16 protein-coding genes and 1 riboswitch are annotated in these 17,722 nt (G+C 41.1%); of the genes, 5 read left to right on the top strand and 11 right to left on the bottom strand.

Annotated elements, in window-relative coordinates; translation table 11 throughout:
* Positions 1 to 16: 16 nt before the first annotated feature.
* The 6 genes from serA to pheS form a co-directional block, all read right to left on the bottom strand.
* Positions 17 to 1,606: a phosphoglycerate dehydrogenase gene (gene serA, locus SULAR_RS00085; RefSeq protein WP_008241695.1), complete on the bottom strand. Its 1,590-nt coding sequence runs from the start codon at positions 1,604 to 1,606 to the stop codon at positions 17 to 19.
* Between the two features lie 168 nt (positions 1,607 to 1,774).
* Positions 1,775 to 3,427, bottom strand: a complete 1,653-nt coding sequence (locus SULAR_RS00080; protein ID WP_008241693.1) for a 30S ribosomal protein S1 — start codon at positions 3,425 to 3,427, stop codon at positions 1,775 to 1,777.
* Between the two features lie 167 nt (positions 3,428 to 3,594).
* Positions 3,595 to 4,875, bottom strand: a complete 1,281-nt coding sequence (gene aroA / locus SULAR_RS00075; protein WP_008241690.1) for a 3-phosphoshikimate 1-carboxyvinyltransferase — start codon at positions 4,873 to 4,875, stop codon at positions 3,595 to 3,597.
* Entirely contained in the window at positions 4,872 to 5,723 is an 852-nt protein-coding gene (locus tag SULAR_RS00070; RefSeq protein WP_008241688.1) for a 4-hydroxy-3-methylbut-2-enyl diphosphate reductase, read from the bottom strand. The genes aroA and SULAR_RS00070 overlap by 4 nt, the downstream gene beginning before the upstream one ends.
* 2 nt (positions 5,724 to 5,725) lie before the next feature.
* Positions 5,726 to 8,059 (bottom strand): phenylalanine--tRNA ligase subunit beta, encoded by a 2,334-nt coding sequence (gene pheT, locus SULAR_RS00065; RefSeq protein WP_008241686.1) that lies wholly within the window; start codon positions 8,057 to 8,059, stop codon positions 5,726 to 5,728.
* Positions 8,056 to 9,048, bottom strand: coding sequence for a phenylalanine--tRNA ligase subunit alpha (gene pheS, locus SULAR_RS00060; RefSeq protein ID WP_008241684.1), 993 nt, complete (start codon positions 9,046 to 9,048; stop codon positions 8,056 to 8,058). The genes pheT and pheS overlap by 4 nt, the downstream gene beginning before the upstream one ends.
* A 202-nt stretch (positions 9,049 to 9,250) precedes the next feature.
* On the opposite strand from pheS, the gene SULAR_RS00055 reads away from it, so the two are divergent.
* Positions 9,251 to 9,604 carry a histidine triad nucleotide-binding protein gene (locus SULAR_RS00055; RefSeq protein WP_008241681.1) on the top strand — a complete coding sequence of 118 codons (354 nt, stop codon included), beginning with the start codon at positions 9,251 to 9,253 and terminating at the stop codon, positions 9,602 to 9,604.
* A 371-nt stretch (positions 9,605 to 9,975) separates the two neighbouring features.
* Here the strand turns inward: SULAR_RS00055 and SULAR_RS00050 are convergent, their stop codons facing one another.
* Positions 9,976 to 11,811 carry an ABC-F family ATP-binding cassette domain-containing protein gene (locus tag SULAR_RS00050; RefSeq protein WP_008241680.1) on the bottom strand — a complete coding sequence of 612 codons (1,836 nt, stop codon included), beginning with the start codon at positions 11,809 to 11,811 and terminating at the stop codon, positions 9,976 to 9,978.
* Between the two features lie 125 nt (positions 11,812 to 11,936).
* Between SULAR_RS00050 and SULAR_RS00045 the strand changes: the two genes are divergently transcribed.
* Positions 11,937 to 12,143, top strand: a complete 207-nt coding sequence (locus SULAR_RS00045; protein ID WP_008241679.1) for a hypothetical protein — start codon at positions 11,937 to 11,939, stop codon at positions 12,141 to 12,143.
* 61 nt (positions 12,144 to 12,204) lie between these two features.
* Here SULAR_RS00045 and SULAR_RS00040 read toward each other — a convergent pair whose 3' ends face one another.
* Positions 12,205 to 12,408 (bottom strand): hypothetical protein, encoded by a 204-nt coding sequence (locus SULAR_RS00040; protein WP_008241676.1) that lies wholly within the window; start codon positions 12,406 to 12,408, stop codon positions 12,205 to 12,207.
* Positions 12,409 to 12,498: 90 nt separating this feature from the next.
* Between SULAR_RS00040 and SULAR_RS00035 the strand changes: the two genes are divergently transcribed.
* Complete coding sequence (locus tag SULAR_RS00035) at positions 12,499 to 12,705, top strand: DUF1450 domain-containing protein (protein ID WP_008241674.1); 207 nt, start codon at positions 12,499 to 12,501, stop codon at positions 12,703 to 12,705.
* A gap of 3 nt (positions 12,706 to 12,708) precedes the next feature.
* On the opposite strand, the gene SULAR_RS00030 is transcribed toward SULAR_RS00035, so the two are convergent.
* Entirely contained in the window at positions 12,709 to 13,170 is a 462-nt protein-coding gene (locus tag SULAR_RS00030) for an OsmC family protein (RefSeq protein WP_008241672.1), read from the bottom strand.
* Between the two features lie 69 nt (positions 13,171 to 13,239).
* Here SULAR_RS00030 and SULAR_RS00025 point away from each other — a divergent pair, with 69 nt between their 5' ends.
* The gene (locus tag SULAR_RS00025) at positions 13,240 to 13,704 is read left to right on the top strand and encodes a CYTH domain-containing protein (protein WP_008241669.1); all 465 of its coding nucleotides are present in this window, start codon (positions 13,240 to 13,242) and stop codon (positions 13,702 to 13,704) included.
* 42 nt (positions 13,705 to 13,746) lie between these two features.
* On the top strand, positions 13,747 to 15,186 hold the full coding sequence (locus tag SULAR_RS00020; protein WP_008241667.1) for a YdiU family protein: 1,440 nt from the start codon (positions 13,747 to 13,749) through the stop codon (positions 15,184 to 15,186).
* A gap of 20 nt (positions 15,187 to 15,206) precedes the next feature.
* Here the strand turns inward: SULAR_RS00020 and SULAR_RS00015 are convergent, their stop codons facing one another.
* Both SULAR_RS00015 and argH read right to left on the bottom strand, forming a co-directional pair.
* On the bottom strand, positions 15,207 to 15,716 hold the full coding sequence (locus SULAR_RS00015; protein ID WP_008241666.1) for a murein L,D-transpeptidase family protein: 510 nt from the start codon (positions 15,714 to 15,716) through the stop codon (positions 15,207 to 15,209).
* Positions 15,717 to 15,798: 82 nt separating this feature from the next.
* Positions 15,799 to 15,877: riboswitch (cyclic di-GMP riboswitch) on the bottom strand.
* Positions 15,878 to 15,926: 49 nt separating this feature from the next.
* The gene (argH, locus tag SULAR_RS00010; protein WP_008241664.1) at positions 15,927 to 17,315 is read right to left on the bottom strand and encodes an argininosuccinate lyase; all 1,389 of its coding nucleotides are present in this window, start codon (positions 17,313 to 17,315) and stop codon (positions 15,927 to 15,929) included.
* Positions 17,316 to 17,722 lie beyond the last annotated feature (407 nt).

The raw sequence follows: 17,722 nt of genomic DNA, 5'->3' as shown, positions 1-17,722 counted from the left end.
GGAACCCACTTAGTTATTAAAGTGTTGCGTGAGCAACACTGATACATGCTTCCAAGGAAGCAAGTTGTTCAAGAAGTTCTTTCTTGACTTGACCGTCTACACGTACCACAGCCAGTGCTTGTTTCTTGCTGTCACGTCCTAATCTAAAGTCAGAGATATTCAGACCATTCTCTGCCATGATCCTACCTACATCGCCGATCACACCCGGAGTGTCTGTATTTCTGAAGAAGATCATGGTTCCTTTTGGATCAACATCCAGGATATAATCATCGATCTCGATAATACGTTGTTCAGTGTCATCAAATACTGTACCAGCGATAGAGATAGTTCCTGCTGCAGTTGTCAGTTTCACACCGACTTTATTCGTAAATCCACTGTTGTTCGGTTTTACTTCTTTGGTGATCTCTATATCACGTTCATCTGCAACGAATTCAGCATTGACGTAGTTGATCTGATCCCCTAAAGATTCTGTAAGCACACCTACCGTTGCAAATGTTCCCATAGATTCCAAATGTTCTGCAACAGGTCCAGCTGCACTTACCTTAATAGACTTCACAGCACTTTTTGTGATCTGTGCAGACAAATGACCTATCTTTTGTATCAGTTCCAGGTATGGTCTTACAAAATCAGGCAGTTCATTTTCTTTAATAGGTAAATTAAGTGCATTAGGGTATGCAATACCTTTTGCTGCCGCGATCGCATTTTCAGCTGCCTGGATCGCAATATTTTTTTGTGATTCTTTTGTATTTGCTCCAAGGTGAGGTGTTACAGTCACATTATCAAGATCAAGAAGCGGATGGTCCGTTGCTGGTTCCTTGTTAAATACATCGATACCAGCCATAGCGATCTTACCTGAAGTAAGACCCTCTAAAAGTGCATCTTCGTCATAAAGACCACCTCTCGCACAGTTAATAAGGATCACGCCATCTTTCATTTTCGCTATTTCATCCTTACCAATCATACCGATCGTCTCAGAGTTTTTAGGTGTATGGATCGTAATGATGTCACATGCTAGAATATCTTCAAAATTCTTCGTGTATCCGATATCTAGATCTGTTGCTTTACTTGGATCAATGTATGGATCATAGGCAACAATATCCATTTCAAATGCTTTCGCTCTTTTTCCTACACGTGAACCGATATTACCAAAACCAATGATACCCAATTTTTTATCTTTAAGTTCCGTACCATACCAGTCTTGTCTTCTCCATACACGATCGAGTTTAAGATTGTTATGCGCATAAGGAAAGGTTCTTACACATGATAGCATATGCGTCATTGTAAGCTCAACTGCTGCGATAGTGTTTGCTGTAGGCACATTCATTACAACAATACCCTGTTTACTAGATCCAGGGATATCTACGTTATCGACACCTACACCTGCACGTACCACTGCTGTTACTTTTTTAGCTTGTGCTAAAAATGCATCATCTACATCTGTAGAAGAACGTGTAATGGCAACATCAGCTAAAGGGATGAACTCGGCAAGGAGCTTATCTTTAGGCTCATCTGCTGCATTTATAAATTCTATTTCACTATCATTAGCGAGAATATCCAATCCATCCTGGTGGATATGGTCACAAACAACAATCGTCTTTTTTGACATCTTATAACCTTTATTTTTGTGAAATTAAAGTACCATAAAGTACGTGAGGATACGATGAATCGTATGAACCACCTACTAAAGGCAACTCAATATTAGGAATCAAAAAGAAAGAAATGTGTTTAAGTACACACTCCCTTCTTTTGAGAATTTAAAGCTTTATTCTAAGAATTATTTTTTAAACTTATCACCAAAAGCATCACCAAGAGTCATGCTGTCATCTTGCTCTAAATTAAGCTGTTCCATTGCATCTCTCTCTTCTTGACGCTCAAGTCTTTTTACAGAAACTCTGATTCTATCATTGTTAGGATCAATAAAGCTGATCACACCTTTGATCTCCTGACCTTTTTCAATCTCGTCAAATTTAAGCGGATGAAGATCTTCTGTTCTGATCAATGCATCAATATTGTCTTCAAGTGAAATAAATACACCGAACTCTTTTTTATCTTTAACAGTTCCTGTTACGATAGATCCATTTTTATGCGTTTGAGCAAATGCTTTGACCGGTGAATCTTCCAGTGCTTTTTTACTCAATGAGATCTTACCTGCATCTCTGTCAATTTTAATGATCTTCACTTCAACTTCGTCACCGACGTTAAGTTCAGATTTTGCATTCTTTGCTTTGTCCCAAGAAATTTCTTGATTGTGAAGAAGACCTTCGACTGTACCCACTTTTACGAATGCACCAAAATCAGTGATCGATGTTACTGTACCAGTCACTACATCACCCACTTTGTGTTCAGCTGTAAATGCATCCATAGGTTTTGGTAGAAGATTTTTAAGGCTCACTCTTAATCTTCTACCCTCTTTATCGATCTCGATCACTTCAACATTGATCTCTGAATTAAGTTCAAGGTAATCTTTCGGGTGCTTCACATTTTTATCCCAAGAGATCTCAGATACATGAAGGAATGCTTCAAGATCTTCACCGAGATCAACAAATACACCATAAGGTTCAATGTTAGAAACTGTAGCTGTGACTGTATCACCCACACCGATGATAGAATCAATATCAGCCCAAGGATCAGGATTTGCATCTTTAATAGAGAGTGAAAGATGTCTTTTCTTTTTATCATAGTCTAAAGCGATCACATTGACTTGGTCACCTTCAGAGAAATATTTAGATGGGTTCACTGGACCTTTATGAGAGATCTGTGAGTAGTGAACAAGACCGTCAATACCACCTACATCTACAAACATACCATAAGAAGTAATTTTCTTAATTGTACCGACTACCGGTTCTTTTTTCTCAAGAAGTTCAGCAACGATCTCATCCGTTTTTGCTTTGTCACGCTCAATCAACTCTTTTCTAGAAACAACAACTGAACCTTTATCTTTGTCTACTTTAACGATAACTGCTTTTACTTTTTTACCTGTTGGATCCACTTTTGAAGAGAGGTAAGAGAGTGTACGTGGCATGAAGAATTCTAGACCATCACAGTCCACAACATAACCACCTTTGTTTGTCTTTGTTATCACACCTTCGATGATATACTCTTGGTCTTCATCATACTCAGCGATAAATTCATTGAGTGCTGCTCTGCTTAATGCCGCTTTATGAGAAATACGGCCTCTTCCCAAGTTCACAACATCAATTGTGTCACCTACGTTAAATGCAAGGTTACCCTCTTCATCTCTTAGTTCATCAAGTGCAAGTGTTGCATCTCTGCCGCCACCGATATCAACAACTGATATATTATCTTTTTCATCTATCTTAACAACTGTACCTGTAACTAAATCACTTTTTGACTCTGACTTTTTAAACGATTCCTCAAGCATCGCCTCAAAATCTACATCTTCTATTTCGATATCTTCGAACTTCATACCTATCCTTATGTGTGCCTAATTTTGCGTTATTATACTATTTTAACCATAAATATGGCTTATAGGAGAAAGTATCACAAGCTATATGAATAGCAGACCAATAGTAGCTATTTGCCGATGTAGCCTGTGACTTTAATATGCTTATAATACTATTTTTTTAAGTATTTTTAAGAAGAAATACTCTCTAGTACTTTAAAATATGTAGGGAAAGTTTTAGCAGTACATTCAGGTTCGTTGATGGTCACAGAGACCGGGTCGAGTGCTAAAAGAGAGAAACACATGGCCATTCTATGATCATCATATGTATCAATCGCTGCATGTTTAAGTTGTTTAGGTGGGGTGATCTTTAAGTAGTCTTCCCCCTCTTCTACTTCCGCTCCGACCTTGCGCAGTTCAGTTGCCATGGCAAAGAGTCTATCTGTCTCTTTTACACGCCAGTTATAGATATTTCTAAGTGTCGTAGTGCCTTCTGCAAAAAGTGCTGTTGTGGCTATGGTCATAGCAGCATCAGGTATATGGTTGAAATCCATATCTATAGGATGAAGTTCTCCCCTGCTTACCGCTACATAATCATCACCCCACTCTACGATAGCGCCCATTTTTTCAAGTACATCAACGAATTGCACATCTCCCTGAATACTCTTTTTCCCGATACCTGTGACTTTGACTGTACCGCCTTTGATCGCAGCAGCCGCTAAAAAATAAGAAGCAGAAGAAGCATCCCCCTCTACCATAAACGTCTCTACAGCTTGATAGGTTTGTCCACTTTTGACTTTAAAGGTCTGATAATTGTCATTCTCGACCTCTACCCCAAACTCTTTCATAATATGCAGTGTGATATCAATGTAGGGTTTAGAGACCAGCTCTCCGATAATGGAGATCGTCATATCCTCTTTTGCCAGAGGTGCAGCAAGCAAAAGTGCTGTGAGGAACTGACTTGAGATAGCACCATCGATCTTCACATCACCGCCGGAGAGTCCATTGGCTTCTATCAGCAGAGGCGGGTATCCTTCATTTTCCTGATAACTGATCGTTGCACCTGCTTCTCTCAAAGCATCGACCAAATGTCCTATAGGTCTCTCTTTCATTCGAGGTTCTCCCGTAAGCAGATAAGAACCTGTACCAAGACAGAGTGCCGCACAAAGCGGCCGCATCGCTGTACCTGCATTCCCTAGGAAGAGTTCCTGCAGATTGGCACTGTGTATCGCCCCTGCATTACCGATCACGGTACACTCTGTTTTATCTTCTGAAAGGGTATAGTCGATACCAAGCTGTTTGAGTGCATTGAGCATATGTCTTGTATCATCACTCTCTAAAAGATTGGTGATCCTTGTGGTCCCCTCTGCCAATGATGCAAGCAGTAAAGCCCTGTTTGAAAGGCTTTTAGATCCCGGAAGATTGACCTCCCCTTCTATTTTGGAAATGGGTTTGAGTGTCAGTGTGTTCATATAACCTCATCTACCTTTTTCATCTCTTGTATCTTGTTGATCACATTTTGTACGATCCAGTCAGGTGTAGAAGCACCGGCAGAGATACCACAAAGTTCCTTCCCATCAAACCAACTAGCTTCAAGCTCTTGTTCATTCTCTATGAGGTAGCTGTCTTTACAGTGACGCTCACAGATACTATGCAGCTGTTTGGTATTGGAAGAGTGTTTGCCTCCAATGACGATCATCACATCAGCTTTTTTAGCCAGTTCCGCTGCTGCGTCCTGGTTTTCAAATGTTGCAGTACAGATCGTATTAAAGACCCTTACCTCTTTACGTGTTTCCAGCAAGGCTGTCACGATCTTTGCGAAATCTTCAGGTTTTTTTGTGGTTTGAGAAACCACGGCAACCTTCCCTTTCAAAGGAAGTGATTCCAACTCTTCAGGTTCAAGTACGATAAACGCATCTTCCGGATCTTCGGCATAACTCACTACACCTTTGATCTCCGGATGATCCTTATCACCAAAGATCACGATGCTATACCCCTCTACACTCATCTTTTGTACAATATTTTGCGGGGTAGTTACATAAGGGCATGTTGCATCTATCACTTTATGGTCTTGACTTTTTAACACAGCCAATTCGTTTTTTGGGATACCATGTGTACGGATCACCACAGCATCATTCGTTTCGATATCTTCAAGACGTTCAGCAAGACCGATGTTAAACCCTTCTTTGAGTCTATTGATCTCATCTTTGTTATGGATCAGAGGCCCGTACGTCACAGATCCTCTATGTGCTTCAGCTATCTCGATAGCTCTTTTCACACCAAAACAAAAACCGTAACTAGAAGCTAACTGTATTTTCATCTTTATCTCAATTCCGCTTTACATTCTGTCTCAAGTGCAGTCATGACCTGACCCATCACTGCTTCTATATCACTATCTTCAAGTGTTCTGTCCATAGATTGGATGAAGAAACGTACTGTAAGACTTTTCTTATCACCCAAATTCTCATCTTCATAGATATCTACAGGATAGCTATCTTTAAGCATTGGAAGTTCCAGTGCATTCAGTACTTGAGCCACTTCATAGTAGTTCAAAGATTTATCGATCACTACAGAGAGGTCTTTATAAACGCCTTGGAACTTAGAGACAGGTGTCGCATTGATATGTGTCGGTAACAACACATCAAAATCAAGTTCCGCGATGAATGTCACAGGGACATCAAAGCTTTCCTGTACTGTCGGATGCAGCTTTGAAATGAATCCGCACACTTTACCGTCTACAATGATGTTGGCAGACTGATACGGGTGGATCAGCCCATTTTCATACGTACAAGGTACCAGTTCAAACGCACCGACCACTGCACCTACTTTTTGTGTAAAAGAAGCAAAGTCGATCATCTGCGGTTTACCGGCATTTCTTACATTCTCACCTTCAACCTGTCCCGAGAAGACAAAAGAAATCACCTCTTTTTGTTCTCTTTTACTTCCAAACACTGCACCTATTTCAAACAGAGGGATCGATTTTTTACTGTAACTTACATTGCGCTTCACTGCATTAAGCAAATTGACCAATATTGTAGATCTCAATGTATTGAGCTCTTCTGCGATAGGGTTTGCGAGTTCCAGTGCTTCATCTACCGTCGCAAAACCATATTTTTCCAAAAGCGCTCTTTGAGAAAATACATACGAGACATTCTCATAGAAGGAGACACCCACTGCACGGTTCTTAAACGCTTTTTTTGTCTTATATCTATCACTTGTCGCATTAAGACGCGGTTGTTCAGCAAATACAAAAGGTTTGGCTTCTATGTTATTGATACCTACGATACGTACAATCTCTTCTGCAATATCCTGTAAATGTTTAATATCATGTCTAAAATGAGGTACCACTGCAGCAACCAGGTCATGCCCCATAGAATTGATCTCAAATCCAAGTTTTTGAAGTATCGATACGATCCTTCCCATTTCAAGATCCATACCGATGATAGAGGAGATCTCGTTTGCATCAACAATCACGGTTTCATGTTCTTTTTCCGCACTTACGATCAATGAACCTTCATAACAGGAGATATCTGTATAATTGTCCATCATAGAGGCCAGGAACGATAGCCCGAATTGAAGATCAGGGTTGGAACCTCTGGATGTCTTGTAATAGAGTTCATCCGTTTTCAAAGAAGTAGTTGCAACTGCCTCAACCAAAGTATCAGGGTTGATGTAGCTTGCTTCTATCAAAAGCTCTTTTGTATTATCATTGGCTGTACACGCTTCTTCCTGCTGCACACCCACAACGGAAAGCACTTTCTCATTTCCGATGATCTCGATAATACCTTTTGCTTTTGCTACTGTATGCACAGAGATCTTATTTTCATCATTACGGAATATTTTACTGTTATATGCACGTAGCACAACACCTGTGGTATGTGTTGCATATGCCAGCATACTTGCAAGTTTTCCTTCGGCTTCTACCCCTATCATGGCTAAACGCAACTGTACAATAAAACTATTTGATATCTGTTCTATCGTAGCAAGTTTATAATGCAGGTCTGCATCCATTTCACCTGAATGGTGAAGCTCTGCTTCTCTGGCGATACCGAGTTTTATCTTCTCTTCTTGTTTATACTCAAAAGGTTTCAGATCAATGTCGAGTGCCGTACTCAAGTCTCTTGCCACACCATAAATGCTCAGACAGTCACCTCTGTTGGCTGTAAGTTCAAGCTCAATGATCGTGTCTGCGATCTTCTCATAAGTACGTAACTCTTTACCCACTTCAAGTTCACCGATACTGTCATCGAGTATCATGATCCCTTTACCTGTATCAGGTAGTCCAAGTTCAGAAGAGGCACACACCATTCCTTCACTCTCAACACCACGAAGTTTCGCATGTTTGATAGCAAAGTCACCAGGAAGTACAGCACCTATGGTCGCTACTGCCACATACTCTGCATCCACCACATTAGCAGCACCACAGACGATCTGTCTTGTACCGCTTCCCACATCTATTTTACATACATTCAGTTTATCTGCATCGGGATGTTTTTCACAAGAAAGGATCTTTCCTATGACCACTTTTTCCGCGATCTCTATTTGTGTAAGACTGTCTACTTCAAGTCCTATAGAGTTAAACGTTTCATAAAGCTTTTCATTAGAGACACCGCTAAGGTCTATAAATTCATTTAACCAACTTCTTGTTACTATCATCTAAACTGCTCCAACAAACGAATATCACCTTCAAACAAAGATCTCAGATCAGGTATTTTATGCATAAGCATTGCAAAACGCTCTACACCTAAGCCAAAGGCATAGCCACTCACATCTTCGTATCCTACTGCTTTAAAGACATTCGGATCAACGATTCCGCATCCAAGTACTTCCAGCCATCCTGTGTGAGAACAGACCCTACATCCCTCACCGGCACAGAAGATACAAGAGATGTCCACTTCAGCAGAAGGCTCGGTAAACGGGAAGAAACTAGGTCTAAAACGCACGTCAACATCCCCGAACATATACTGTAGGAAATCCGTCAATATGGACTTGAGGTTCGCAAAACTCACTTTGCCTTTATCATCTACCACAAGACCTTCAACCTGATGGAACATCGGTGTATGGGTCAAGTCATAATCACGTCTAAACACACTTCCCGGAGCGATCATACGGATAGGCGGTTTGGTCTCCATCATCGTACGTATCTGTACAGGAGAGGTATGTGTACGTAAAAGTCCGCCATCCTTAAAATAGAATGTATCCTGCATATCACGTGCAGGGTGGTATTTAGGGAGGTTAAGGGCTTCAAAGTTATGGAAGTCATCCTCTACCATCGGTCCGCTTTCCACAGCAAAGTTCAACGCCACAAAATAGTCAATGATCTTATCCATCGTCTCCATTACCGGGTGCAGTGCACCTTTTTGTGCCAGTGTGCCATAGAGTGAAACATCTATCGCTTCACTTTTTAGTACCTTTTCTATCTCTTCAGATTTCAGTACTTCGTAACGTGCATCAAAACTTGCTTGCAATGCGGCTTTACTTTTGTTCAGTCCTTCTGCAAATGCTTTTTTTTCCGGACCGGGTACATCTTTCATCTTCGCAAACTCTGCTGCCAAAACACCCTTCTTCCCGAAAAGCTCAACACGTACTTTTTCTAATGCTTCAAGTGAATCCGCCTGAATGATCTTCTCTTCTAAATTTTCCATTTAACCTCTATATGACTTCTGTGTATTGTTGTGATTTTATCTAAAAATTACTAACAATGGGATTTATTACTACTTATCTGTGCTATACTTTACACCTATGAAACTTAGATTCACTATAAATACAGCCTTGCTTGACAGGGGTATACACAAGTGGATATGATAAGAAAAAAAAGAAAAAATCAACCGATCAAAGGACCACGGCATGTGCATATTCTGCAAAATCGTAAACAAAGAAATTCCCAACAATACTGTTCATGAGAGTGAACACTTTTTAGCATTTCATGACCTCTACCCTAAGGCACCTATCCATATTCTCATCATCCCGAAAACACATGTAGATTGTTTTCAGGATGTTACACCGGAGACCATGGCAGGACTCACTGAATTTGCACAAGAAGTCGCGACTAAAGTCGGTATAGATGAATCAGGATACAGACTCATTACGAACAATGGTCCAGACGGAGGACAAGAGGTATTCCACTTACATTTCCACCTGTTAGGCGGAGGAAAACTCACCTGGGACCACAGCCACGAAGATCCGCATAAGAGTTTATAAAAACTCTTTTGGGGAATTTATTTCCTTCATCTAAAAAACTCCCTTAACATCAAACTTGTGATATTGTTTCCCCGCTTACTTTTATAGAAAAGTAAGCAAAAGTCGTCACTGTTCTCAAATCGCTATGCTTACAAAGGTGTTCACAGTGACAAAGCAGACTTTGTGTGATTGACAGAATTTCCAAATAAAAACAATCAGTAAGTGACGCTAGTCCATATATTAATAAAATATTGTCGTGCGAACGACCTTGAAAGCGAAGCGATTCGAGAGTCACGACGCTTTTTTGCTTCGTTTTTTCTAAAAAAATGAAGAGGGTAACATCACCACTGTTCGATTGTTAAGGAAATCTAAAAAACAAATAAAACCGGATGCTAAGCATCTATCTCCTCAAGCTTGAGCTCATACTCCTCCACGATCTTCTCATCTTTTTCCGTAGCGATCTCCAAACGTTCGAAGAGTGCGTCCACTTCCTGCTGTATAAGGCCTGCCTCACGTGAAAGTTCCATTATGGCATCGTTGTCAGTAGTGTTTGATGCTTTTTCAAGCGCTGCATTTTTCACCTCAAGTTCTGCTTCAAGCGCCTCGATCTTTTCTTCACAAAGCTTGATCTCTTTGGTATAAGGTTTACGCAGTTCATTACGTTCCTGTGTCACAGCTTTACGCAGTTTTTTTCGTTCTTTATGGTTGATCTTGGGTTTTTTCTTTTTAGGCGCAGCGCCTTCTTCCTCTTCCCAGCCTATCTTTTCCAAAAATTCATCATAGGTACCTTCAAAATACTCTGCCCCACCTTTATGAAAGATGATCAGTGCATCAGCCAATCTTCTTAAAAGCATTTCCGAGTGCGTGACCATGATGAGAGAACCTTCAAAGGCATCAATGGCATCTGCCAGAGCATCGATGGACTGCATATCCAGGTGGTTGGTAGGTTCATCAAGGAAGAGAAGGTTTGCAGGGGTTGCGATGATCTTTCCCAACATGACACGGCTGCGCTCTCCCCCCGAGAGTACCTCTATCTTTTTATCGGCAAGGTCTCCTGAGAACATCATACGCCCGGCGATACTGCGTGATTCGGGTATCCCTATATCTTTATTGACCGAAGCGATCTCATCAATGATCGTTGATGAGACATTCAATCTTTCAATGTTGGTCTGTCCAAAGTGCGCGAACGTGGTAGAAGGATGAAAATCAAGCTTCCCCTGTTGGAGCGGCAGTTCTCCTGCGATATAGTTCAGCAGCGTTGACTTACCCTTACCGTTCTTACCGATAATTGCCAGACGTTTCCCCTTCTCCAGAGCAAAAGTAACACCTTGAAAAAGCGGTGCTTCAGGGTTGTACCCAAAACCCAGATCTTCTGCACGTAAAACAATTTTTGCAGGGGTCTCTTTATATTTGAAATTAAATGATAACGTCGCATCATTCTGCAGATCTTCCATCTCATCCATTTTGTCGAGTTCTTTTTGCTTGGACTGTGCCAGTGCCGCTGTAGATGCTCTGGCCTTGTTTCTTGCTACAAACTCTTCGAGCTCTTTTCGCTTTTTATCCTGGTTTGCCTTCGTCTTTTCATACGTTTCATCTTCCATTTCAAGTGTGGCATAGTATTTATGCGTGTCACCCTGTACCAAACGAAGTCCTTTACGCTGTATACCCATCGTATGGGTCGTCACAGCGTCCATAAAGTCACGGTCGTGCGTGATGAGTATCACTTCTCCCTCAAACTCTTTAATAAAGCCTTTTAGCCAGCGTAGAGAAGGGAGATCAAGGTAGTTGGTAGGCTCATCCAGTAACAGCATATTGGGTTCTGTTGCCAAAAGTTTTACAAGATTAATACGTATCTGGTACCCTCCGGAAAAACTCAAAGGGTCTTTCTCAAGATCTTCAGCCGAAAACCCCAGTCCAAAAAGCAGTTTTTCTATCTTGTAAAAGTTCCACTGTTCATCTTCAGGAAGTACCAGTGCACACTCTTCACGTACTGTCTTTTCTGTGAATACAAGATGTTGTTTAAGTGTACCTATCATATAGTTCTTAGGGATACTCACATCTCCGGAATCATAACTCTCTTCACCAAGGATGATCTTGAAAAGCGTCGATTTACCAGACCCGTTACGTCCGACAAGTCCGATCTTCTGTCCGGGTGAAAGTTTGAGATTGACATCTTTAAAAAGGGTTTGTCCCCCAAAGCTTTTAGAGAGGTTTGTAAGTTGTATCATGTATCTATCCATATGTGGGAAATTAGGTTGGCATTATAACGAAATGTCTATTAGGTCGTATCATAGATGTTTGAAAGTATTATCGTTCTATAATAATTAAACAAGATCTACAAAAAGGATAGAAAATGAGCGATACTAATTTAAAGCATTTAGAAAAGATCAAAGATACCATTGATAAATCTCAAACACTGAGCGAAGAAGAGAAAAGTGACTCGATGAAACGTATCGAAGAGTGGTACAGGGAAGATATGGCTTCAGGTACTTTCATGCAGGAACTCAGTGAACTTTCACCTACGATCAAAGCACTGATGGCAGAACTTGGACTGATCTAAGATCTTCTCTCCTCTGTAAACAGGAGAGAATGAGATCACTCTCTACATTTTTTATAGAAAACTATTTGAATTCACCCGCATCCAATTTTGCTTTCAACCCATCCAGTGCCTCTTGCATGATCTCTAAGATCAGTTTTGCAGCCAGTGCATTATCAGCTTCAGGTACATCCCAGTCAGTAAACTTCATATTTGCATGAAAAAGTGCATTCACTTCTGCTACGATCTCACCTTTTCTTCTTTCAATATCTTGTTCTACAGGGTTCATACTATGTCCTTTTAATTTATAATCTAACATTATGATACTCCCCTAACAGTAAAAAGTATCTGAAGCAGGAAAAATATGCTATAGTAGACTATGAAGATACAACTATGTAAAAAATTCTCAAAAGTAGATAAGCTTCAGAAGAAACTTACCAAAGCTTTTCCTTATGATGCGGTTACAGTGAAGTCATGTATTAGTATGTGCAAACAGTGCAAGAAACAGCCTGTAGCAAAAGTGGATGGAAAGAAACAAAAGGCCAAAAGTATTTCAAAGCTCCTCTCTAAGATAGAGGAGCTTTAAAGCCTACGAACAGCAAGCTCCTCCGAAACCGTCTTCAAGCGGTACGCTCATGGAGACAAGTTCTTCTTTGTCAGCGATCTTCTCACCATTTTGGATGATCGTATAGCTCACCTTCACTGAATCACGGATAGAGTTCACCGTTGTACAGTAACTCTCCAAAGAAGCACCTATATAACGCTTCGCTTTCGTTGCATCGAACGCTCCATCAAACTCGTAAATGATATGCATCGATGCAAATTTCATAGGTACGGAGTCTGTTCTCTCTATCTCTGCTTTTACAGAGTAATTTGTTACTTCAAAACCATCCTTCTCAGCCATCATCACAAGGTCTATCCCTGTACACCCTATGATCCCTGTTGCAAAATACTCCACAGGTGTGATCTCTTTACAGTCTAAAGTGAAAGAAGACTTTATGGTGTTCGCTTTAAATTTTTTATCGCCAAGATACTCTACTGATACGTTCATATTTATTCCTAAGATTTATTTGTGATAGTGTACACTATATGACTTATATTTTACTGCAAAAGGCACATCATGGGTGTAGAAATAGAACGTAAATTCCTCATAGACGAAACCAAACTACCCACGCTGCAAAACGGTTACACCATCAAACAGGGCTACATCCAGACGATAGACCATACCACCGTGCGTATACGCGTCCGTGGTCAAGAGGCCTTTCTTACCATCAAAGGCAAAAGCCAGGGTGCCTCACGCTTAGAGTTCGAGTATCCCATCCCCCTGAATGATGCAGAAGAGATGCTCACAAACCTCTGCCACGCCTCACGCGTAGAGAAAACACGCTACCTTATAGAGTATGAGGGCCATACATGGGAAGTCGATATCTTTGAGGGATCCAACAAAGGTCTCATGATCGCCGAAATAGAACTGGAGAGTGAAAAGGAAGTGTTTTCCCTACCCGAGTGGGTAACGAAAGAGGTGACGGAGGATATACGGTATTTTAATGCGAATTTGGTTGAAAGACCCTATACATCTTGGTAAAAGCTTATCATATCTTAAGGATAACCACTGTAAAACCTCTGTATGACACTTGATAACCTTAATTTTGAAACCCCGTATCTTTCGCTCGATAGCGAATTTTACGACATGACCGAGCCCACACCGCTGGATGATCCCTATTTGATCAGCTTCAATCCCAAGGCGGCAGCACTGATAGACCTTGATGACAGTGTGAAAGATGATCCCCGCTTTGTAGCACTGCTCAACGGTACCTTCATCCCCAAAGGGGCACGTACCTTTTCCATGTGCTATGCAGGACATCAGTTCGGCAATTACGCACCGCGTCTGGGAGATGGAAGGGCTATCAACCTGGGAAGCATCAATGGCTGGCACCTCCAGACCAAAGGGAGTGGAGAAACACTCTACTCACGCAGTTCAGACGGTCGTGCAGCTCTCCCTTCTTCCATACGGGAGTACCTGATGAGCGAAGCAATGCACCATCTTGGCATTCCCACGACAAGGGCCCTTGGCATCATCGGATCGCAAACAAAGATCCTGCGAAACCAGATAGAACGCGGGGCCATCGTCATGCGCATGTCACCAAGTTGGGTACGTTTTGGTACGTTCGAATATTTTTACTACTTTAAAGAGTATGACAAGCTCAGATCCCTAGCCGACTATGTCATCACCGAATCCTACCCGCACTTGCAGGATGATGAAAACCGCTATTATAAGTTTTTTTGTGAAGTTGTAGAGCGTACGGCAAATCTGATCGCTCAGTGGCAAGGGATAGGCTTCAACCATGGGGTAATGAATACGGACAATATGTCCATCGTAGGTCTCACCATCGACTACGGGCCCTATGCCATGCTGGATGATTTTGACTACGGCTTTGTCTGTAATAAGACCGATAAAGCAGGCCGCTACAGCTACGGTGATCAGCCCAATGTCTCCTACTGGAACCTCACCATGCTCTCCAAGGCTCTCACCCCTCTGATCGATAAGAACAGAATGCAGAAGAAGCTCGATGATTTTGGAAACTTCCTCTACCCTGATGCCTATATCGATGTGATGCGTGAAAAACTGGGACTGGAGTTGAAGTTAAATGAAGATGTCGAACTCATCACAGAACTGGTAGGCACACTGCAAGAGGCCTATGTCGACTATACCCTTTTCTTTAGAACCCTCAGCCGATATGATGGAGATAGGATGCCCATCTTTGAACTCGCCATGAATCCAGTCCCACTTGACAGTTGGCTTACTCTCTATGATGCACGTTTGGCTAAAGAGACACGCTCACAAAACGAGCGTCAAAAAGCGATGCTGAAGACCAATCCAAAATATGTTTTGAAAAACTATATGCTCCAAGAAGCGATAGAGCTTGCACAAAAAGGGGATTTTTCTATGGTAGAAACCCTGCTCTATATCGCAGCGCACCCTTATGATGAACTGCCGGAGTTCGAACATTTCGCAGAAGAGACACCAGAAGCACACAAAAATATCTGCCTCTCCTGTTCATCATAGTCAATAAGCAGATGAAAAACTCAAGGCTTAATGTGGATCGGGGTTCCCACATTCACAAGATGTAAAACTTCATCCATCTCATCATTTTCCAATGCGATACACCCTGCAGTCCAATCATTATAGCGTTGGAAAAATGACTTTTTGATCTCTCTGTTATTGGGTTGTCCATGGATCATGATCGATCCTCCGGGACTTTTACCCAATTTCCTTGCATTTTGATGATCTTTTCTATTTGGGTAGGAGATATGCAAAGCTTTATAAAAAGAGCTGTTGGGTTTGAAATAATCGAGCTTATATTTTCCCTCAGGCGTCTTTTGGTCACCTCTTACTCTCTTATGCCCTACAGGGTTACCGCCTAAAGCAATGTCATATTTTTTTAAGATCTTGCCTTTACATGAAAGGTACATCTTTCTTTGAGATTTTACTACTGTCACCAAGTCTGCTTTGAGACCCTTAGATTTCGATGGAGATGAAGTATTTGCAAAAAGAAAAAGTGAGGTGATGATATAAAAAAACAGGTATTTCTTCACAATGATCCTTTGATTGGGTTTGAATCATATCATTGTTAAAAGTTAGGAAGTAAAAAAGGCAGAACTATCTATATATAAGAAAATGTGCGGTCTGGCGATCTTTGCACTAAAGACCCATGACTTTCTGTCCTTGCTTCACAACAAGTTTAGCTTTTAACATTAATAATTGATTTACATTGTACTATGAAAAGTTTTAAAAAAAATAAGATATTAATTTTGTTTACTTAACCAACCCTTCATACTCTCAACCTGTTCAAGAGTTCTAGCAGTTGCCGTACCACCTTCAGACTGGCGGGCATTCATAGAAGCACGGTTGTCAAGAAGTGCTACTACCCCTTCACCGATGCGGCTATCTACACTTTGTAGGTCTTCCAAAGAAAGTTCTGAGATATCCAGACCTTTCTCTTCTGCCAGGTTCACTGCATTACCGGTGATGTGGTAGGCATCTCTAAACGGAAGACCTTGTTCTTTTACGAGGTAGTCTGCCAGATCTGTTGCCGAGAGATGGCCTATCATACATGCGGCTTCCATTTTGTCTGCATTCACTGTCATCTCTGCTATCATCTCTTCAAGCACCTGTAGAGAAATGATGGCTGTTTTAACAGAGTCAAATACTCCTTCTTTATCCTCTTGCATATCTTTATTGTAAGCAAGTGGGAGTCCTTTCATCACGGTAAGGAGTGCAATAAGGTTACCATTCACACGTCCTGTTTTTCCTCTGAGAAGTTCAGGTATATCAGGGTTTTTCTTTTGTGGCATGATGGAAGAACCAGTCGCATGACGATCTGAGAGTGTCACCCACTTAAATTCACTAGCAGACCATAAAATAAGCTCTTCACTCAAACGGCTCATATGCATCATCATTGTAGAGATGTTAAAGAGTATCTCCAGTGCAAAATCTCTGTCACTTACCGTATCAAGACAGTTCAGAGTAGGAGCATTGAAGCCGAGTTTATCTGAAGTGGTCTGTCTGTTAATCGGGTGTGGTGTACCAGCTAAGGCTGCACAACCTATAGGAGAATAGTTATTACGTTCATAAGAGCTCATAAAACGCTCATAATCACGTTTAAACATGCTGGCATAGGCTATCATATGGTAACCGAAGTTTATAGGCTGCGCATGCTGTAAGTGTGTCATACCAGGAAGCATCGTCTCTGCATTCTCTTCTGCAACCTTTACAAGCGTAGTAATGTTCTCTAAAAGCAGATCTGCAATGGCCTTTGTGTTGTTCTGTACATAGAGTCTAAAATCAAGTGCGACCTGGTCATTACGGCTACGTGCTGTATGCAGACGTTTACCCGCATCTCCTACCTTTTCAGTCAGTCTTCCTTCTATGGACATGTGGATATCTTCATCATCCCCGTCCAATTTAAATACACCGGACTCTATTTCACCCAGTATCTCATAGAGTCCGCCTTCTATCTTCTCATAGTCCTCTTTAGAGATGATACCCTGCTCGCAAAGCATATAGGCATGGGCACGTGAACCCTCTATATCTTCTTTATAAAGTACTTTGTCAAACGGCAGTGAGTTGTTGAGATCTTGTAGAAGTTGTGAACTCTTTTCAGAGATTCTTGCAGATGCAATTTTTTTAGACATGATTGTTTCCTGAAATGTAGTTAATTAAAAGTATTTTATCGTAAAGTACGTTTAAGAAGGATTGTCCGTCATAGAAAAAAATGAAGAGCCTAAGAAAGGGAGTTATATCGGGAGGGATAGGCTCTTCAGTAAAAAAAGGCAGCCAGGACCAAGAGAGAAGGAAGTTATTACATATTTTGGACAAGGAGTAAAACAATTCTCTTGGAAAGGGAGATCGGCTACCTTTCTAGAAGTATTATAAGGTATGGGAGTTAATGGGGAGTAAATCAACCATTAATAGTACGAATAATAATGCTCAGTTTCGTAAAATAGGTGTGTAGATGGTGTAAAAAATATAAAAGATTGATATAGGGAATAAAAAGGTTAATAGACTAGGTAAAAGTAAACAGATAAACAATAAAAAATTA

The sequence above is a fragment of the Sulfurovum sp. AR genome (assembly GCF_000296775.1).
In the GTDB taxonomy this organism is placed as follows: Bacteria; Campylobacterota; Campylobacteria; order Campylobacterales; family Sulfurovaceae; genus Sulfurovum; species Sulfurovum xiamenensis.
Note: the sequence above shows the minus strand (reverse complement) of the source record. Positions and strands in the feature narration are given on the sequence as shown.